This window comes from Pacificimonas flava (genome assembly GCF_000342165.1).
Classification (GTDB): domain Bacteria; phylum Pseudomonadota; class Alphaproteobacteria; order Sphingomonadales; family Sphingomonadaceae; genus Pacificimonas; species Pacificimonas flava.
Window position 1 is genome coordinate 63,808 of sequence record NZ_AMRV01000003.1, and the last position, 18,799, is coordinate 82,606.

Below are 18,799 nucleotides of genomic sequence, written 5' to 3' on the forward strand. Positions count from 1 at the left end.
AGTTTCCTTTTCCTGAAATTCAATACGAAAGGTAGTCAATCATGGCAGCCAAAGACGTAAAATTCGGCCGCGACGCGCGTGAGCGTATCCTTCGCGGCGTCGACATCCTCGCCGATGCGGTCAAGGTCACGCTGGGCCCGAAGGGCCGCAACGTGGTCATCGAGAAGAGCTTCGGCGCGCCGCGCATCACCAAGGACGGTGTGACGGTCGCGAAGGAGATCGAACTGAAGGACAAGTTCGAGAACATGGGCGCCCAGATGGTGCGCGAAGTGGCCTCGAAGACCAACGACATCGCCGGCGACGGCACGACGACCGCGACCGTTCTGGCGCAGGCGATCGTGCGCGAGGGCATGAAATCGGTTTCCGCCGGCATGAACCCGATGGACCTGAAGCGCGGCATCGATCTTGCCGTCGACAAGGTCGTCGAGAACCTGAAGGGCCGCAGCCGCGAAGTTTCCGGTAACGAGGAAATCAAGCAGGTCGGCACCATCTCCGCCAATGGCGACAAGGAAGTCGGCGACATGATCGCGCAGGCCATGGAGAAGGTCGGCAAGGAAGGCGTCATCACCGTCGAGGAAGCCAAGGGTCTGGTGTCCGAGCTGGAGACGGTCGAGGGCATGCAGTTCGACCGCGGCTATCTGTCGCCGTACTTCATCACCAATCCGGAAAAGATGAACGTCGAACTCGACAATCCGTACGTTCTCATCTTCGAAAAGAAGCTGTCGAACCTGCAGGCCATGCTGCCGATCCTGGAAGCCGTGGTGCAGTCGAGCCGTCCGCTCCTCATCATCGCGGAAGACGTCGAGGGCGAGGCGCTCGCGACGCTGGTCGTCAACAAGCTGCGTGGCGGTCTGAAGATCGCGGCCGTGAAGGCTCCGGGCTTCGGCGATCGCCGCAAGGCCATGCTGGAGGACATCGCCATCCTGACCAACGGTCAGATGATCAGCGAAGATCTGGGCATCAAGCTCGAGAACGTCACGCTCGACATGCTGGGTCAGGCGAAGAAGGTCACGATCGACAAGGACAACACGACGATCGTCGACGGTTCCGGTGCGGCTGACGACATCAAGGCCCGCGTCGAGCAGATCCGTGCGCAGATCGAGACGACCACGTCCGACTACGACAAGGAAAAGCTGCAGGAGCGTCTTGCGAAGCTGGCCGGCGGCGTCGCCGTCATCAAGGTCGGCGGTGCGACCGAGGTCGAGGTGAAGGAGAAGAAGGACCGCGTCGACGACGCCCTGCACGCCACGCGCGCAGCCGTCGAAGAGGGCATCGTCCCGGGCGGCGGCACGGCGCTTCTCTACGCCACGAAGGCCCTGGACGGCATCGAGGGCGCCAATGACGATCAGACGCGCGGCGTCGACATCGTTCGCAAGGCGCTGACGGCCCCGGTTCGTCAGATCGCGCAGAACGCCGGTTTCGACGGTGCCGTCGTTTCTGGCAAGCTGGTGGACTCCAACGACGAGACGCTCGGCTTCAACGCGGCCAACGACACGTACGAGAACCTGCTTCAGGCCGGTGTCGTCGATCCGACCAAGGTCGTGCGTGCCGCGCTGCAGGACGCGGCCTCGGTCGCCGGCCTGCTGATCACCACCGAAGCCACCGTCTCCGAAATTCCGGAGAAGGACAATGGCGCCGGCGGCGGCATGCCCGGCGGCATGGGCGGTATGGGCGGTATGGGCGGCATGGACTTCTAAGTCCTCTGCATTTGCTGTCCGGCTGTCACGCCGACACGAAAAGAGGGGCCGGGAGGGCATTGCCTTCCCGGCCCCTTTCCTTTGGCCCCAAGCCGCCCCTGGGGATGAGGGCGGCAAGGGACACGAGGCTGCTGCTGCCGGATTCAGGCAGCAGCGGTCCGCCGCCGACGATGCCAGCCGGCAATTCCGAGCATGCCAAGTCCGAAAAGGCCGATGGCGCCCGGCGCCGGAACATCCGCCGCAGCCTCGCCAAGCTCGGCAAAGGCCCGGGAACGTCCGATATAGATGTCGCCATTCAGAAGGCCGCCGTTCAGCAGGAAATCACTCAGCGTGATGCGAAGCGCATTCGTCTCGATTCCCGTCGAGGTCACGCCGTCGCCCAGGGTGATCTGCTCGTTCGCCGTAATCCTCAGCCCGAGAATATCGGAATCCAGAAGAACGGTATTCGCGGCCCCATCGATGATGGCGCCGAGGTCGATGTTGATACCGGCCAGCAAGGCTCCACTGAGAGACAGGTCCTCGATCGTGCTGTCTCCGGAGGTGTTCAACACACCCCCGGCTCCCGACGCGCTGGAATTCGAACTGATCGTCGAGGCGGACACAGTCAGGAGCGACGGAAGATCGAGACCGAACAGCGAATTGGTGAAGCTGAAGCTCAGTCCGTTCACCAGTGCCGATGCGCTTGAGGAAGGGCCGCTCGCCTGCCCGCCCGCCGTGACGCTGTTGATACCGGTACCCAGATCCAGCCGGGATTCGATGAGGCCGGCGGAAAGAAGATCCAGGCTTGCCTCCACCCGGGCCACGGCATCGGCAGACGTGTAATCACCCGAGGCCGTCGATCCGGACGCGGAGGAGAGGGGACCCACCCCGGCGTTCACTACCTGCGCAATGGCGATATCGACAGCAAGGTCGGAGGCGGCACTGCTTGCAATCGGCGCGGCAGCGGCCGGGACGGCCACGAATAGAGCTGCACCCGTAATAATTAGCTTGTTCAACATGTTGATGTGCTCCCTTCAGATTTTTGCACACCAAGCCCTGCGCAATGGTCGTGCCAGAAGTGGAGTCTGGAACCTTGACAGAAGATTCCTTAGTTAACGACTTTCCTCCGTGTAATACCGACCGACAAGTCAAACTTTGTCTTGGATTTTGTCTGGTCCAAAATGGATGTAACCGTTCGCCGTTCTACATTACATTACGGATGCGAACCATTTTATTAGAGTTCCGGCAAGGTTTGCTCTGCCTCCCCCCATCCCTGCATGGCTGCACTTCCGGCACGCCGCTGAAGCTTGTCGAAATCCTTTATGGTGAAGTCCGCGCCGCTGTCGTGATCCTTCAGCTCGTTCCAGGCGATGGGGACGGCAACGCTCGCGCCCGACCGGGCGCGCGGCGAGTAGGGCAGGATGGCCGTCGAGCCGCGTTGGTTGCGAAGCCAGTCGATGAAGATGCGGCCCTTCCGCTTCGCCTTCGACATGGTTGCCGTGAAGCGCTCGGGCTCCGCACTTGCGATGGCGCGCGCGAAACGGCTGGCGAAATCCTTGACCTTCGTCCAATCGGCCTGTGGATGCAGCGGGGCAATGACATGAACGCCCTTGCCGCCTGTCAGCATGGGAAAGCTGACCAGCCCCGTGTCCTTCAGATGATCGCGGATCTCAAGCGCTGCGGCCTTAACATCCTCGAATGCGAGACCTTCGTCCGGATCGAGGTCGATAACCAGACGGTCGGGCCGTTCGACATCGTCGACGGGTGCGCCCCACCCGTGAAACTCGATCGTCCCCATCTGGACGCACTGGAGCAGGCCCGCCGCATCCTCGACGTAAAGGTAATCCTGCTTTTCGCCTTCTTTTTCGACGATCGGCACCGCCAGCACATGCTCGCCGAAACTTCCCGAATCGTGCTTCTGGAAGAAGCATTTCTTCTGGCGCCCTTGCGGACAGCGAACGAGGCTGATCGGCCGTCTCGCTGCCCAGGGCAGCATCAGCGGCGCGGCGCGGCGGACATAATCCGCAAGCTCACCCTTCGTGATTCCCGCGTCCGGAAAGACGATGCGGTCCGCGCTCGATATCTTGACGGCCTCCGCCGGCTTCGCGGCGTCCTCGGCGACCGCCGCGGCTGCAACCGGCGTTTCGACCCCGGCATCCTTCGCATCCTTGTCGGCGCGCAGCCCCAGAAAGCTCGCATGGCGCGTCACGCCCTCTGCGGTCAGTTCGGCGAAGGCGATTTCTGCGACCAGCTTCGGCGTCAACCAGACCACCCCCTTGGCAGCGCCCTTGGGCACGTCGAGCGGCGGCGTCTTGCGTTCCAGGGGGCGCATCTTCGCACTCAGCGCTTCCATGGCGTCCATGGTCCAGCCCGTCCCGACCTTGCCGCGATAGACAAGGCGGTCCCCATCATACTGGCCGAGGAGGAGCGATGCGAAAGGACGCCCCTTCGCCGTCGAACGCGACCATCCGACGATGACGAAATCCTGCCGCCGAATGCATTTCACCTTCAGCCAGTTCTTCGTGCGCGCATTCCGATAGGGCGCGTCCGCGCGTTTCGAAACCACACCCTCCAAGCCCTTCTCGCACATGGCATCGAACAGGGCCTCGCCGCGCCCGAGTACATGGTCCGAATATCGCAGGACGGGCGAATTGCCTGGCAGAAGGGCCGCCAGGCGCGCCTTGCGCTCGATATTCGGCAGCGTCTTCAGGTCCCGCCTTCCTTCCGTCAGCAGGTCGAACGCATAATAGACGATTGCCTCGCCGGAAGCGGACCCATCGAGCGCCTGTTGCAGCGCCTGAAAGGATGGCCGTCCGTCCGCATCAAGGACGACCAGTTCCCCGTCGAGAAGCGCGGTCCCCAGATCTGCCGCCTTCACAGCATCGACGAGCCCCGGGAACTTCTCCGACCAGTCCTTGCCGTTGCGGGTGAAGACGCGGACCTCGTCGCCAGCGGCGGCAACCAAAGCCCGGTAGCCATCATATTTCATCTCGTGCAACCAGTCGTCGCCCGGCGGCACGGTATCGGCAAGGGTGGCGAGCTGCGGCGGCTGATGGCGCGGCAGCGGTCCGTCCGCGCCCGGCTTGCGGCCCCCGGATCGTGGTTTTTTGCCGCCCGACCTGTTGGATCCGGTGCGTCCGGCGCGCTTGCCCTCGGCAATCTCGTCCATCGTGCGTCCGCTGTCGACGCTGGTCAGATATTTGCCGGTCAGTCCTTCGCTGCTTCCGCTATACTCGTCGTCCAGCTTGCGCAGCAGCCAATTGTCGCGCTTTTCGCTCGGGCGGCGCTTCATGCGGACGAGCAGCCATTCGCCCTTCACCCGCTCCCCGTCCAGGATGAAGTGCAGATGGCCATCTTCCAGATCGTCGGCGCTCTTGCCCTTGATCGGGGCCCAGGTGCCGCGGTCCCACAGCATGACCGTGCCGCCACCATATTCGCCCTTCGGAATCGTGCCTTCGAAGGTGGCGTAGGACAGCGGATGATCCTCCGTCTGTACGGCGAGGCGTTTGTCGTCCGGGTCGAGGCTGGGCCCCTTCGTCACCGCCCAGCTTTTCAGGACGCCATCTTTTTCCAGCCTTAGATCGTAGTGAAGGCGGGTCGCGTCATGCTTCTGCACCATGAACACCCGGCTACCCGCCCGTCCCGCCTTGCCGGCCGGCTCCAGGGTTTTCGTGAAATCCCGGCGCGCATTATATTCTGCAAGCAGATCGTCCTTCGCCGCCTGGTCGGCAGCGTCCGCTTCGGTCTTTCGCTTTCCGGGTTTCGCCATAAACTAACAATCCGAAGGGCGGCTTCGCAGATCAGCCATTGGCGGCCTTTTTCTTCGGCGAACTGCGTGTCCTCTTGCCTTTCCCGCCTTCCACCGACTCCTTCAGCGCCGCCATCAGATCGACGACGTTGCCCTTTCCGGTGGTCGGTGCTTCTTCTTCCTCTGGCGTGACCTTGCCGCCTTTTGCCTTCAGCTTCTTCTCGATCAGATCCTTTACCGCCTCCACGTAACGATCCTCGAAATTCTTGGCATCGAAGGGGGCTGTTTTCTTGTCGATCAGGGTTTCGGCAAGGTCGAGCAACTCCTCTTCCGGTTCGTGCTCGCCAATGGCGGCAAAGTAGGTCTCGGCCTTTCTGACCTCGTCGGCATAGCGCAGCGTTTCCGCGATCAGCCCCCGGCCGCAGGGTTTGATGCTGACCACCGTTTCGCGGCCGCGCATGGCCAGTTGGCCCAGCGCCACCTTTCCCGATTTTCTCAAGGCATCGCGCAGCACGACATAGGCCTCCTCCGCCAGTTCATCGGCAGGCGCGACGTAATAGGGTTTCTCGAAATAGAGCACCGGGATTTCGTGCGCTTCGACGAACTGGGTCAGTTCCAGCGTCTTTTTCGACTCCAGCTTGACGGCGTCGATCTCCTCGGGTTCCAGCAGCACATAGCTACCCTTCTCATATTCATAGCCCTTCAGGATTTCGTCCGTATCGACGGGCCCGATCCCGGGGACCACCTTCTCGTATTTGATGGGCTTTCCGGAAGGCTCGTGAATTTGCCGGAACGAGATCGACGCGCCGCTTTTCGTCGCCGGATAAAACTCGACCGGAATCGAAACCAGCGCCAACCGGATCTGGCCCTTCCAAACCGCACGTGCCACCATGTCCCGGCCTCCGCTGCGTCTATTTCCCTCCTGCCAAAGGCCGGAATGCAGTGATGGTTCCGTTTTTGCGAATTCCGCGCGGCTTTACCGAATAGCCGCAGCGTCTAGATGGGACGAATGCCCAACGACGCAAAGCTGACACGGGGCTCCATCCGGGGACATCTCGTGGAGCAGACCCTGCCCATGATCTTCGGCATCGCTGCGATCATGTCCGTCGGCATCGTCGATGCCTATTTTGTCGGTGAACTCGGGCCGGAACCGCTTGCCGCCATAAGCTATGCCTTCCCCGTCGGAATCGCGCTGACCAGCCTTGGCGTGGGTGTCATGGTCGGCATCAATTCCGTGGTCTCGCGCGCACTTGGGAGCGGGGACCGTGACCTCGCCCAACGCCGCGCGGCAGAAGGCATGGTGACCGCCGCTGCCGCGGGATTGCTGTTGACCCTGCTGCTGATCACCCTTCAGCATCCGCTCTTCACGCTACTGGGCGCAAGAGGCGAGACATTGCGTCTGACCGATGCCTACATGCTGCCCTATCTTGCCGGTTTTCCGTTTCTGCTTCTGTCCATGGGCGGCAACGGGGTGCTGCGCGCGCAGGGTGCAGCCAAGCGGTCGAGCACGATCCTGCTCAGCATGGCTGCGGCAAACTGGGTCCTCGATCCGCTGCTGATCGACGGGATCGGCGTTCTGCCCGGTTACGGGATCGCCGGCGCCGCCTATGCCTCGGCAGCATCGTTCCTGCTCGCCGGCCTTATGAGTGCAGCGCTGGCGGCGCTCAGCGAACTCGGCATTCACCTGTCGCTATTGTCGGGGCCCGGACTGGTAAAGGGCGCGCGGCAGATCGCGGCCGTCGGCGCACCCGCTGCGCTTTCGAATGCGATCAATCCCATCGGCCTGACGGTCCTCACGGGTCTCCTCTCTCGATTCGGAAACGAGGCGGTCGCGGCATTCGGCGTCGCCGGACGGCTGCAGAGCTTCGCGGTCGTCCCGCTGCTCGCCATGTCCTCTTCCATCGGGGCCATCGTCGGCCAGAATTGGGGGGCGGGCAAGCCGGAACGCTCTCGCCGCGCGCTTGTTGAGGCGGCGACCTTCTCCCTTCTCTACGGCCTCGGCGTCGCCGTGGTTCTGGTCTCATTCCGCGAGCAAGCGGCCGGCATCTTCACGGATGATCCGGTCGTGATGGATGCGATCGGGCTGTACCTGCAAGTCGCGGCCTGGGGCTTCTGGGCCTACGGCGTCGTGATCGTCGTGAACGGGGCGTTGAACGCCATCGGCAGGGCGAACATCGCGCTGGCGCTCAGTGCGCTGCGCGTACTTGCCGTCATGGTGCCGGTCGCCTGGCTGGGCGGTCATGTTCTGGGACCCGGCGGGATCTATGCCGGTGAGCTTTGCGCCAACATCATCGGCGCCGGGCTTGCCTATGCTATTGGTCGCCGTATCTTGACCACCGGAGACGGCCCTGAGCCGCTGGGAAGGGCATCCGCCCATTCCTGATTGGACGCGGCGCCGGGGGCCGCGATGGCGGGTTCGAAGAGAAAGAAAGAAGGGGCCGCAACCTTTCGGCGCGGCCCCTTCCCTTGCAACCTCAAGAGGAGATTTACATCTCTTCTTCGAGATCGTTCTCCATCTGGTCGGCCTGGGTCTCGGCGTCGTCCGCAGCTTGGTCGATCTCATCGCCCATCTGGTCGAATTCCTGACCCATTTCGGCGCCCATGGCGTCCATGTCCTGCCCGACCTCGTCCATGCCGGCTTCCATGTCGTCAATGGCAGCCTGCCCTGCCATTTCGGCGTCCTGGCCGGCGCTTTCGGCCGTCGCCTCGGCATTTTCCTGCGTTCCTTCGGAGCAGGCAGAAAGGCCGAGCCCGGCCACGAGCGCAGCGGCGGCGAAGCCCTTGGTCAGGTTCTTCATGTCAAATTCCCCTTAAATCGATTCTCTTTTGCAGCGGGATCCAGATGATCCGCGCAGCGCCTTTCAGCTTTCACAAAACGCAGCATGTGAAAAGAGGGTTCCGTCCGCCGCTCCTTATAGAGGCGGCGCCGCAGCCCTGGTCACTGGGGTTCGGTACTGTTCCCGTCCGGCACAGGGGGCTCCGGCGGCGTGTCCGCAGCGCCAGTCGCGTCCTGCGGAACCGCGAACGCGCCGTCTTCCGGCGGGGAGTCGGAGTCATCCGGCTCCGCATCGTCCGCAGGTCTATCCGTCTCGTCAGGTCTCTCCTCGACCGTCCCATCCTCTTCGAACGTAAATCCCTCGAACGTCTCCATATCGCCGAACGCGCCGCCGCCCTCCTCGCTGCTGGGCATCGGCACATTGCCGTCGTTGATGAGTTGCAGCCGGTTCTGCAAATATGCCGACTTCATGGTTGCATAGGGGTCGAGCGCGTTTTCCAGGATCGGATCGACGCTGTCGATCAGATTGGCACGCGTGTTCACCAGCTCGACCGCCCCTTCCGCGAAATTCTCCTGAAAACCGAAGCCCAGCTCGCGGTTTTCGAACAGTGTCCACGGATTGGTGACGATATCGACCGCCGTGCCTACCGCGTCGCGGACGGTCGACGGACCCAGCAGCGGCAGCATCACATAGGGACCGGATCCAAGGCCCCACACCGCCAGCGTCTGACCGAAATCCTCCGGCTGCGCCTCAAGCCCCAGTTCCGCGGCACGGTCCGTCGTCCCGAGCACACCATAGGTACTGTTCACGGCGAACCGGTCGACCGCGCGGAACGCACGCTTGATCTTTCCCTGCAACAGCGCATTCACGAAATTCAGCGGCTCATCGAAATTCTGGAAAATGTTCGTGACGCCGGTCCGCACGGGCGCCGGCGCCACGTCGCGATATCCGGTGGCGACCGGCTTCAGGACCGCCGAATCCACCGCATTGTTGAAGCTGTAGATCCCGCGATTGAAGCCGCCGAGCGATTCGCCCTGAGCATCTTCGTAACCGGCGGGCATGGTGGCGCAGGCGGTGGTGGTCAACGCCGCCGCGATCAGGATCGGAACACGCATGATCGCCATGCTAGTGCAGCAGAAATTCCCGTCCAGCGCAAAACACCCCAGGAGCGGCGCGATTGACATATAAAGCTTTCTTTATATGTTTCGGAAAATGACCCCGCTGGCCGACCTTTTCCGGGCGCTTGCCGACCCGACGCGCCTCAGGATCGCGCAGCTTGCCCGCAACATGGAATTGACGGTGGGCGAGCTGGCGCAGGTTCTGGAGCAGTCGCAGCCGCGCGTGTCGCGCCACGTGCGCATCTTGGCGGAGGCGGGCCTTCTGGAGCGCAACAAGGAAGGGTCGTGGGTCTTCGTGCGATTTGCCGGCGGCCGGCAGGCAGAGGCCGTGGGCGCGCTGATCGACGCGGAACCGCCCGTGGAGGATCTGGAAAGGCTGGAGGCGGTCCGCCATGCGCGCGTCTCGGCGGCCGAAGCCTATTTCGACGCCCATGCACAGGATTGGGACCGTTTGCGCCAGCTTCACGTCGCAGACAGCGAGGTGGAGGCCGCCATATTGGGCCTCCTCTCGCAGCGCCCCATCGGCCGTCTGCTCGACGTCGGCACCGGCACCGGGCGCATGCTGGAACTTCTGGGCGACGCCGCGGCGGAGGCAGTCGGCATCGATCGCAGCGCCGACATGCTGCGCGCCGCCCGCGGCAAGCTGGAGGCAGCAGGCCTCGGCGCCTGTCCCGTGCGCCAGGGCGACATGCTGACCCTGCCTGCTGACGGCCAAAGCATCGATACGGTGGTCCTGCATCACGTTCTGCATTTCGCGGAGCGGCCGGGGGAGGCCATCAAGGAGGCCGCGCGCGTCCTCGCGCCCGGCGGCCGCCTTCTCATCGCCGACTTCGCGCCGCACACGCGGGAAGAATTGCGGCGCGAGCATGCCCATGTCCGCCTGGGGTTCGCGGACGAGGCGGTGGACGGCTGGATGCATGCCGCTGGCCTGACCGCCCGGCCGCCGGTGCATTTCGAAGGCGCCCTGACCGTGACGATCTGGCTTGGGGAAAAGCCCGGGGGCGTCGCCACGCCCGAAGATCAGAAGAAGGATTTCGCATGAGCTTGCAGGATACCGAGCACGGCCGTGCCTTTGCGCGGCCACTCTTCGCCGATCTGGCCGGCGACATAGATGTCTCCTTCGAATTCTTCCCGCCCAAGACCGAGAAGATGAACCAGGCGCTGTGGCAGTCGATCGAGACGCTGGCCCCGCTGGCTCCCAAATTCGTCTCGGTAACCTATGGCGCCGGCGGTTCGACCCGCGACCGCACGCATGCCACGGTGGCGCGCATTGCCAGGGAAACGCCTCTCACCGCGGCCGCGCATCTGACCTGTGTCGACGCCAGTCGGGGCGAAATCGACGATGTGGCGCGGGAATATTGGGATGCCGGCGTTCGTCACATTGTCGCGCTGCGCGGCGACCCGCCGCGGCAGGGGGAGCGATTCGCGGCCCATCCCGACGGCTATGACTGCGCGGCCAGCCTTGTGGAGGGGCTGAAAAAGGTTGCCGATTTTGAAATTTCCGTCGCCGCCTATCCGGAGGTGCATCCCGAATCCGGCGATGCGCGAGCCTGCCTCGACAATCTGAAGCGAAAGATTGACGCCGGCGCCAGCCAGGCGATCAGCCAATTCTTCTTCGCGCCGGAGACATTCCTGCGGTTTCGCGACGCCGCCGCCGCCCACGGCATCGACACCCCCATCGTGCCCGGCATCCTGCCCGTATCGAACTTCGCGCAGACCAAGACGTTCGCCGCCATGAACGGGGCCGACCTGCCCGGCTGGCTGGAGCGCCTGTTCGAGGGGCTGGACGACCTGCAGGATGCCCGAAAGCTGGTTGCCGCGACAGTCGCTGCGGAACTGTGCCGGCGGCTTTATGCCGGCGGCGTACGCCAGTTTCACTTCTACACGCTGAACCGCGCGGAACTCAGCTACGCCATCTGCCATATGCTCGGCCTTCGCGCGGGCGCATCCCCTGTGCCTGCCCGTCTTGAGAGCGCCGCCGCATGACCATTCGCGAGGAGTTCAATGCCGAAATCGCCGATCATATCCTGATCAAGGACGGCCCCTATGGCACCGCAATTCAGAACCGAAAGCTGACCGAGGCGGAGTATCGCGGCGATACCGGCCTGACGCAGGATCAGAAGGGCAATAACGACCTCGTCTGCCTGACGCGCCCGGACCTGATCCGGGAGATTGCCGACAGCTATATCGACGCGGGCGCGGTCATACTGGCGACGAACACCTTCAACGCCAATCGAATCAGCCAGGCCGATTATGGTGCCGAGCATCTGGTGGCGGACATTAATCGCGCCGCCGCCCGCGTGCTGCGTCAGGCGGTGGATGCACGGACGGACGGAATCCGGCGTTTCGTCTGCGGCGCCGTCGGGCCAACGAACAAGACGCTCAGCATCTCACCCGACGTCAACGATCCTGGGTTTCGGGAGGTGGATTTCGACGGCATGAAGTCCGTCTACCGCGAGCAGATCGACGCGCTGGTCGAGGGCGGCATCGACATCGTTCTCATTGAAACCGTGTTCGACACGCTGAATGCAAAGGCCGCGGCGATGGCTGCGATGGAGGCGGGCGACGATCTGGGCCGCGATCTGCCGATCATGATGTCGCTGACCCTGACCGACATGGCAGGGCGCAACCTGTCCGGTCAGGGCGTGGAGGCCTTCTGGTATTCGGTTCGGCACGTTCGCCCGGTGACCATCGGCCTCAACTGTTCCTTCGGCGCGACGGAACTCCGGCCGCACGTCACCGCGCTCGCCAAGGCCGCCGACTGCGCGGTCATGGTCTATCCGAATGCCGGTCTGCCGAACGAGATGGGCGAGTATGACGAGGCCGCGGAAACCACCGCCGGGCTGGTGCGCGCGTGGGCGGAGGAAGGCCTCGTCAATTCCATCGGCGGCTGCTGCGGTACGACGCCGGACCATGTCGCAGCCATCGCCGCCGCCGTGAAGGCGTGCCCGCCGCGCCGCGTTCCGGATCCGGCGCCAGCCATGCGGCTGTCCGGGCTCGACCCCTTCACGGTGGCAGCCTGATGACACAAAGCAGCGCGAACTTCGTCAATATCGGCGAGCGCACCAATGTCACGGGCTCGGCGCGTTTCAAGAAGCTGATCATGGCGGGCGACTACGATACCGCGCTGGAGGTGGCGCGGGAGCAGGTCGAGAACGGCGCGCAGATCATCGACGTGAACATGGACGAGGGGCTGCTCGACGCCGAGGCGGCGATGACGACCTTCCTGAAACTGATCGCTGCCGAGCCCGACATCGCCCGCGTGCCGATCATGATCGACAGTTCGAAATGGAGCGTCATCGAGGCTGGACTGAAATGCGTCGCGGGCAAGGCGATCGTCAATTCGATCAGCATGAAGGAGGGCGAGGCCCCCTTTCTGGAGGCGGCGCGCACGATCCGCCGCTACGGCGCGGCGGCCGTCGTCATGGCGTTCGACGAGACGGGCCAGGCCGACACCGCCGCCCGCAAGGTCGAGATTTGCGAGCGCGCCTACCGGCTGCTGGTGGCCGACGGCTTCCCGGCCGAGGACATCATCTTCGACCCCAACATCTTCGCCATCGCCACCGGTATCGAGGAGCACGACAATTACGGCGTCGATTTCATCGAGGCCTGCAAGGCGATAAAGGCGCGCTGTCCGCATGCGAAAATCTCCGGCGGCCTCTCCAACCTCAGCTTTTCCTTTCGCGGCAACGAGCCGGTTCGCCGCGCCATCCACTCCGTCTTCCTGTACCACGCCATACCGGCCGGGCTCGACATGGCCATCGTCAATGCGGGGCAGCTCGATATCTACGACGATATCGATCCTGAACTGCGCGAGGCGGCGGAGGATGTGGTCCTCAACCGCACGCCGGCGGCCGGTGGCAGCGCCACGGAGCGGATGCTGGAGATCGCGGAGCGCTACAAGGGCGGCGGCGCCAAGGCGCAGGAAAGGGACGAAAGCTGGCGCCAACTGCCGGTTGCCGAGCGCCTGTCGCACGCGCTCGTCAAGGGCATCGATCAGTATGTCGTCGACGACACTGAAGAGGCGCGCCAATCCGCCGAGCGGCCCATCCATGTGATCGAGGGGCCGCTGATGGCCGGCATGAACGTCGTCGGTGACCTGTTCGGGTCCGGCAAGATGTTCCTGCCGCAGGTCGTGAAATCAGCCCGCGTCATGAAGAAGGCGGTCGCCCACCTGATCCCGTTCATCGAGGAGGAGAAGGAGGAAGGTTCGCGCGCCAAGGGCACGATCGTCATGGCAACGGTAAAGGGCGATGTTCACGATATCGGCAAGAACATCGTCGGCGTCGTCCTTCAGTGCAACAATTTCGAAGTGGTCGACCTTGGGGTCATGGTCCCTTGGCAGGACATATTAAAAGCCGCGAACGATTCCGGCGCAGACATGATCGGCCTTAGCGGCCTCATCACCCCCTCTCTCGACGAGATGGTCACGGTTGCCGAGGAAATGACAAAGGCCGGGATGACCATGCCGCTGCTGATCGGCGGCGCCACGACCAGTCGGGTTCACACGGCTCTGAAGATCGAACCGGCCTATCCGGGCCCCACGCTTCACGTCCTCGACGCCAGCCGCGCGGTCGGCGTCGCCTCCGCTCTCGTTTCTGAAACCGGGGCGGCAAAACTGGCGGGCGACACGCGTGCGGAATATGAGAAAATTCGCCTGCAGCGTGCCGGCAAGAGCAGCGGTTCGACCCTCGTTCCGCTGGAAAAGGCGCGGGAAAACGCCTTTGCCGCCGGGTTCGACGATTATACGCCGCCCCGGCCAGCCGCGCAGGGCCTGACCCGGATCGAGAATGTGACGGTGCGCGACCTCATCCCCTTCATCGACTGGACGCCGTTCTTCCGGTCCTGGGAACTTGCGGGAAATTACCCTGCCATCCTCGACGACGAGATCGTCGGCGAGAGTGCGCGGCAATTGTTCGAGGATGCGCAGGCGATGCTGGCACGCATCGAGGCGGAGGACTGGCTTGCGCCGCGCGCGGTCGCCGGCCTGTGGCCTGTGCGCCGCGATGGTGACGACATCCTGGTCTTCACCGATGAGAGCCGCAGCGAGGTGAGCACCCGCTTCGCCATGCTGCGGCAACAGATCTCGAAGCGGGCGGGCCGCGCCAATATGTGCCTTGCCGATTTCATTCATCCGGAAGCCGACTGGTTGGGCGGCTTTTGTGTGACCGCCGGCACGGGCGAAGAGATGCTGGCACGGTTCAAGGCCGAGAATGACGATTATTCGAGCATCCTCTTCAAGGCCTTGGCGGACCGGATGGCAGAGGCCTACGCCGAGTATCTGCACCACCGCGTTCGCACATCCTTATGGGGCTATGCCCCCGACGAAGATTTCGGCATGGAAGACGTCATAAAGGAGCGGTATCGCGGCATACGCCCCGCGCCGGGCTATCCCGCCTGTCCGGACCACCTTCTGAAACCGCTGCTGTTCGACCTTCTGGACGCCACGGAGACGACGGGCGTCACGCTGACGGAATCCATGGCGATGCTGCCGGCCGCGAGCGTCAGCGGCTTTTATTTCGCGCATCCGGACAGCCAGTATTTCGGTGTCGCCACCATCGGCGAGGACCAGCTTCAGGACTATGCCGAGCGGCGCGGTGTCAGCATCGACGATGCGAGGCGATGGCTGCGGCCGAACCTCGACTGACCCTCTCGTAAGGCCCGCAAAACCGGGCTAGGGTCCCGCGCATGGCAGGGCGGCGGCGCAGTTTCGAGGAACGACGGGCACGGCTGGATTCGCTGACCGCGAACTTCGAGCCGCGCATGTCCCGTGCCGGTACGGCCAAGAACACCAGCGGGCGCGGCACGCCCAGCCGCCGCTTGCCCTGGCGTCCCCTTCTCGGCGGATTGCTTCTGGCGGCGTGCACCACGCTGCTTCTTGGCGGGGCGTATATCCAGTACCGCTTTCAGGAGCCGGCGACGGCCCTGATCGGCCATTGGCTGGCGCTGGAGGGTGATTGGCAGGCAGAGCAGCGCCCGACCATCGCACCGCTCGTGCATCTGGCGCAGGCCGTCTTTCCCGATGCCGAACTGCACGGCTTCGCCGTAAAACGCCCGGGTCCCCCCATTCGGGTTGCCGGACCGCAGGCGGCGCTGGCGGACGCGCCCGCCTGCTACGGTGCGGACGGCGCACCGCTGACCAGCGACCGTAGCGGGGGCCAGTGCACACCCACAACCGGCGGCAGCTTAGCCGTCTCCTCCGCAGCCGCTCTACGGGCCGCCGTCGCCGAAGCGCGCGCCGGCGACATCATCGAATTGGCGCCCGGACGATATGATCTCGGCCGATCCTCGCTCGTACCGCGTTCCGGCGGCACAGCGCCGGCGCCGATCGTTCTGCGCGCTGCTGCACCCGGCACGGCGAGCATCCTGTCAGATACGTCCGAACTCGTGCGCCTGTCGAAGCCCTGGTGGGTCTTCGCGAACCTCGACTTCGTGGGCGGATGCGGCGTGCAGGGCTGCGAACACGCGCTGCACATTACCGGCGAGGCGAAGAACGTCATCGTCCGCAACAACAGCTTTTCCGGCTACAATGCGCCGATCAAGGCGAATGCGAACGGCGCCAGGGGTCCGGCGCCCGACAATCTGTTGATCGAGGCGAACCGGCTGACGAGCGACGCGCCGCAGCGGACGGGCACGTCTGTCACCTTCATCGACGTCGTGGCGACGGACGGGCTGCGCGTGACCGGCAACATCATTTCCGATTTCGGCAAGGATGGTTCCGACCACACCAGCTACGGCGTGTTCGCGAAGGGCGGGTCCGTGAACCCCGTGATCGATCGCAACTATGTCCGCTGCGCCGACCGCCATCGCGGCGGGACGCGCGTGGGCATATCGCTGGGCGGCGGCGGGACCGCCCCGTCTCTCTGTTCGACGCCCGGCTGCGCGCAGGAAACGCGCGGCGGCATCGTGCGCGGCAATGTGGTCGAAAGCTGTTCGGACGTCGGCATTTACTTGAACAAGGCCGCGGATTCGCTGATCGCCAACAATACGCTGATCGGCACGCGCGGAATCGACGTTCGCTTCCCCGGCAGTTCGGCCGCGGTCCTCAACAATGTTGTCGACGGGCGCATATTGGCGCGGGACGGCGGCACCATGGAGGAGCGGGGCAATATGGATTCGCTTCTCAGCGCCGCGATGCTGGACGAAATGACCGCCGGCGAACTAAGACGCGCACATGGCGGCGACCTGTCCTTCGCAAACGCTGCCGATGCCAGGGCACGGGGTACGGCACTTGGCGCTGGATTCCCGGACTATTGCGGCGTGCGCATCGATCCCGGCGCACCTCCAATCGGAGCCATCGAACAACGCGACGGGCCAAGCTGCGCCGTCAGACCGTGACGCCGCCAGAGGACGCAGAACCGATTCAAGACGGTTCAGTCCCGCCGGATCCAGCCACCGCCCTCAAGCGCCTCAAGGGGACGGAAGCGCGATTTGTAGCTCATCCGATCGCAGCCATCGATCCAATAGCCGAGATAGACATAGGGCAGGCCGGCGGCCTTCGCCCGCATGATATGGTCGAGAATGATAAAGTTGCCGAGGCCGTCGCGCCCGCCGCCTGCCGGCTCATAAAAGCTGTAGACCATGGAGAGACCGTCCGACTGGCGGTCGGTCAGGCACACACCCACCAACCGGCCCAGGCGTCTGTCATCCTCCGGCGGTTCGCGATACTCCAGAACCGCCGTGTCGACCGGCGTCTGCTCGACCATGTCCGCATAGTCGTAGGCGTCCATGGAGGCCATGCCGCCGTCAGGATGACGGGTATCGAGGTAGCGGCGCAGCAGTGCGAACTGCTCGCTGGTCGTCTTCGCCGTGCAGGACGCAATATCCAGATCGTCGTGCCGCCGCAGAATGCGCCGCTGCGAGGCGCTCGGCTCGAAATCCTGTGCGAGCACACGCACCGAAACACAGCGCCGGCAACTGTCGCAACTGGGACGGTAGACAACATTCTGAGAGCGCCGGAAGCCGATCCGCGACAGCGCTTCCGACAATTGCGAGGCCTCGCTGCCCCGCAGCTCCGTGAACACCTTGCGTTCCGTCCGGTCAGGCAGGTACGGGCACGGCGAAGGCGCCGTGACGAAGAATCTCGGAAATCGGAAACTCTGATCGGTCACGGTCCGAATATCGCTCGCGCTTGCCCTGTCGTCCAGTGGGCCGGCGTGCGTCCCACCGCATCTATAGGGCAAGAGCGGCGAAAATTCGGTTAATCCGGTTCGACCAACTTCACTTCGTACCCCGCATCCCGCAGCCCCTCGACCAGACGTTCGAGATGATCGGCGTCACGCGTTTCGCATTCGATGTCGGTGATCAGCCCCTTCGCCGGCAGATTGGTGAAAACCCGCTGGTGATAGACTTCCAAAATGTTCACCTGATGCTCGTCGAACAGCTTCACCACCTTGTGAAGCTGTCCGGGTCGATCGCGAAGACGGATGCGAAGACGCGCGAGGCGCCCCGAACGGGCAAGGTCGCGCAGCAGCACACTCGCCAGCAGGCGCGTATCGATATTGCCGCCGCAAAGCGGCAGGCCGACCTTGCGCCCGCGGAACCGCTCCGGATGCGACAGCAGCGCGGCAAGACCGGCCGCGCCGGCCCCCTCGACGACGGTCTTCTCGATACCGAGGAGAAGGGAAACGGCCTGCTCAAGCTCGCGCTCCGCCACCAATACGACGTCGTCGACGAGCGCGTCGATGATCGCGAACGTCTTCTCGCCCGGCTGCTTGACGCTGATCCCCTCCGCCAGGCTGTCACCGTCGCAAACGACCGTCTCGCCCCGCAGACGGCCGTACATGGAGGGGTAGAGCGCGGCCTGCACGCCGATCATCTCGATGTCCGGCTTGATATGCTTCGCAGCGATGGCGCAGCCGGACATCAGCCCCCCGCCGCCGATCGGCACGACCATCATGTCGAGGTCCGGCACGTCCTGCATCATTTCGAGACCGCACGTTCCCTGCCCGGCGATCACCTTCTCGTCGTCGAACGGATGCACGAATGTCAGGTCGCGCTCGCGTTCCAACTCACGCGCATGGGCAAAGGCGTCGTCGAACGATTCGCCGAACAGGACGACGTTCGCGCCGTGTCCCTCGGTTTGCTTCACCTTCACGACGGGGGTGAACTTCGGCATCACGATGGTAACGGGAACGCCAAGCCGCGCGGCGTGATAGGACAGGCCCTGGCTGTGATTGCCGGCGGAAGCGGCGATGACGCCCTTCCGGCGCTCCTCCTCGGTCAAGGTGAGCAGCTTGTTGAGCGCACCGCGCTCCTTGAAGGCGGCGGTGAACTGCAAATTCTCGAACTTCAGCCACACCTCTGCGCCGGTAATCTCCGACAGCGTCTGCGCGTGCATGCAGGGCGTGCGAATGACGCTGCCCTCGATCGCCTTCGCGGCGGCCTCGATATCGGCGAAGCTGACCGGCAGTCCGGTGCTGATGCTGGGTTTGGTAGCCATAGGGCCCGCTCTCTAGGCGCCGTCCGCTCCCGACGCCA

14 protein-coding genes are annotated in these 18,799 nt (G+C 64.1%); 7 read left to right on the forward strand and 7 right to left on the reverse strand.

What is annotated here, in order from left to right; genetic code table 11:
* Positions 1 to 41 precede the first annotated feature (41 nt).
* Positions 42 to 1,697, forward strand: coding sequence for a chaperonin GroEL (gene groL, locus C725_RS05460; protein ID WP_008600762.1), 1,656 nt, complete (start codon positions 42 to 44; stop codon positions 1,695 to 1,697).
* Positions 1,698 to 1,840: 143 nt separating this feature from the next.
* On the opposite strand, the gene C725_RS05465 is transcribed toward groL, so the two are convergent.
* From C725_RS05465 to ku, 3 genes are all read right to left on the reverse strand, one after another.
* Complete coding sequence (locus C725_RS05465; protein ID WP_051051234.1) at positions 1,841 to 2,695, reverse strand: PEP-CTERM sorting domain-containing protein; 855 nt, start codon at positions 2,693 to 2,695, stop codon at positions 1,841 to 1,843.
* Between the two features lie 215 nt (positions 2,696 to 2,910).
* On the reverse strand, positions 2,911 to 5,445 hold the full coding sequence (ligD, locus tag C725_RS05470; protein ID WP_008600764.1) for a DNA ligase D: 2,535 nt from the start codon (positions 5,443 to 5,445) through the stop codon (positions 2,911 to 2,913).
* A 31-nt stretch (positions 5,446 to 5,476) separates the two neighbouring features.
* On the reverse strand, positions 5,477 to 6,316 hold the full coding sequence (gene ku / locus C725_RS05475) for a non-homologous end joining protein Ku (protein WP_008600766.1): 840 nt from the start codon (positions 6,314 to 6,316) through the stop codon (positions 5,477 to 5,479).
* A gap of 117 nt (positions 6,317 to 6,433) precedes the next feature.
* Between ku and C725_RS05480 the strand changes: the two genes are divergently transcribed.
* On the forward strand, positions 6,434 to 7,807 hold the full coding sequence (locus C725_RS05480) for an MATE family efflux transporter (protein WP_038281874.1): 1,374 nt from the start codon (positions 6,434 to 6,436) through the stop codon (positions 7,805 to 7,807).
* A gap of 103 nt (positions 7,808 to 7,910) precedes the next feature.
* Here the strand turns inward: C725_RS05480 and C725_RS05485 are convergent, their stop codons facing one another.
* Positions 7,911 to 8,222, reverse strand: coding sequence for a hypothetical protein (locus C725_RS05485; protein WP_008600768.1), 312 nt, complete (start codon positions 8,220 to 8,222; stop codon positions 7,911 to 7,913).
* Positions 8,223 to 8,362: 140 nt separating this feature from the next.
* Positions 8,363 to 9,316 carry an MlaA family lipoprotein gene (locus C725_RS05490; RefSeq protein ID WP_160165711.1) on the reverse strand — a complete coding sequence of 318 codons (954 nt, stop codon included), beginning with the start codon at positions 9,314 to 9,316 and terminating at the stop codon, positions 8,363 to 8,365.
* 85 nt (positions 9,317 to 9,401) lie between these two features.
* Between C725_RS05490 and C725_RS05495 the strand changes: the two genes are divergently transcribed.
* Genes C725_RS05495 through C725_RS15250 form a run of 5 tightly spaced genes read left to right on the forward strand, consistent with a single transcriptional unit; the run spans position 9,402 to position 16,657 of the window.
* Positions 9,402 to 10,361, forward strand: a complete 960-nt coding sequence (locus tag C725_RS05495; protein ID WP_008600772.1) for an ArsR/SmtB family transcription factor — start codon at positions 9,402 to 9,404, stop codon at positions 10,359 to 10,361.
* The gene (gene metF / locus C725_RS05500) at positions 10,358 to 11,305 is read left to right on the forward strand and encodes a methylenetetrahydrofolate reductase (protein WP_008600774.1); all 948 of its coding nucleotides are present in this window, start codon (positions 10,358 to 10,360) and stop codon (positions 11,303 to 11,305) included. The genes C725_RS05495 and metF overlap by 4 nt, the downstream gene beginning before the upstream one ends.
* A complete protein-coding gene (locus tag C725_RS05505; RefSeq protein WP_008600775.1) occupies positions 11,302 to 12,342 on the forward strand; it encodes a homocysteine S-methyltransferase family protein in 1,041 nt (346 codons plus the stop codon). Before metF ends, C725_RS05505 begins: the two co-directional genes overlap by 4 nt.
* A complete protein-coding gene (metH, locus tag C725_RS05510) occupies positions 12,342 to 14,966 on the forward strand; it encodes a methionine synthase (protein WP_008600776.1) in 2,625 nt (874 codons plus the stop codon). The genes C725_RS05505 and metH overlap by 1 nt, the downstream gene beginning before the upstream one ends.
* A gap of 41 nt (positions 14,967 to 15,007) precedes the next feature.
* Positions 15,008 to 16,657, forward strand: a complete 1,650-nt coding sequence (locus tag C725_RS15250; protein ID WP_008600778.1) for a right-handed parallel beta-helix repeat-containing protein — start codon at positions 15,008 to 15,010, stop codon at positions 16,655 to 16,657.
* 35 nt (positions 16,658 to 16,692) lie between these two features.
* Here the strand turns inward: C725_RS15250 and C725_RS05520 are convergent, their stop codons facing one another.
* Together C725_RS05520 and C725_RS05525 are read right to left on the reverse strand one after the other, a co-directional pair.
* Positions 16,693 to 17,430 carry an arginyltransferase gene (locus C725_RS05520; RefSeq protein WP_038281878.1) on the reverse strand — a complete coding sequence of 246 codons (738 nt, stop codon included), beginning with the start codon at positions 17,428 to 17,430 and terminating at the stop codon, positions 16,693 to 16,695.
* An 89-nt stretch (positions 17,431 to 17,519) separates the two neighbouring features.
* Positions 17,520 to 18,761, reverse strand: coding sequence for a threonine ammonia-lyase (locus C725_RS05525; RefSeq protein WP_008600783.1), 1,242 nt, complete (start codon positions 18,759 to 18,761; stop codon positions 17,520 to 17,522).
* Positions 18,762 to 18,799: the final 38 nt, after the last annotated feature.

Coding starts and splice junctions, on each gene's coding strand:
- groL (WP_008600762.1), top strand. CDS start 42: ATGGCAGCCAAAGACGTAAAATTCGGCCGCGACGCGCGTGAGCGTATC.
- C725_RS05465 (WP_051051234.1), bottom strand. CDS start 2,695: ATGTTGAACAAGCTAATTATTACGGGTGCAGCTCTATTCGTGGCCGTC.
- ligD (WP_008600764.1), bottom strand. CDS start 5,445: ATGGCGAAACCCGGAAAGCGAAAGACCGAAGCGGACGCTGCCGACCAG.
- ku (WP_008600766.1), bottom strand. CDS start 6,316: ATGGTGGCACGTGCGGTTTGGAAGGGCCAGATCCGGTTGGCGCTGGTT.
- C725_RS05480 (WP_038281874.1), top strand. CDS start 6,434: ATGCCCAACGACGCAAAGCTGACACGGGGCTCCATCCGGGGACATCTC.
- C725_RS05485 (WP_008600768.1), bottom strand. CDS start 8,222: ATGAAGAACCTGACCAAGGGCTTCGCCGCCGCTGCGCTCGTGGCCGGG.
- C725_RS05490 (WP_160165711.1), bottom strand. CDS start 9,316: ATGCGTGTTCCGATCCTGATCGCGGCGGCGTTGACCACCACCGCCTGC.
- C725_RS05495 (WP_008600772.1), top strand. CDS start 9,402: ATGTTTCGGAAAATGACCCCGCTGGCCGACCTTTTCCGGGCGCTTGCC.
- metF (WP_008600774.1), top strand. CDS start 10,358: ATGAGCTTGCAGGATACCGAGCACGGCCGTGCCTTTGCGCGGCCACTC.
- C725_RS05505 (WP_008600775.1), top strand. CDS start 11,302: ATGACCATTCGCGAGGAGTTCAATGCCGAAATCGCCGATCATATCCTG.
- metH (WP_008600776.1), top strand. CDS start 12,342: ATGACACAAAGCAGCGCGAACTTCGTCAATATCGGCGAGCGCACCAAT.
- C725_RS15250 (WP_008600778.1), top strand. CDS start 15,008: ATGGCAGGGCGGCGGCGCAGTTTCGAGGAACGACGGGCACGGCTGGAT.
- C725_RS05525 (WP_008600783.1), bottom strand. CDS start 18,761: ATGGCTACCAAACCCAGCATCAGCACCGGACTGCCGGTCAGCTTCGCC.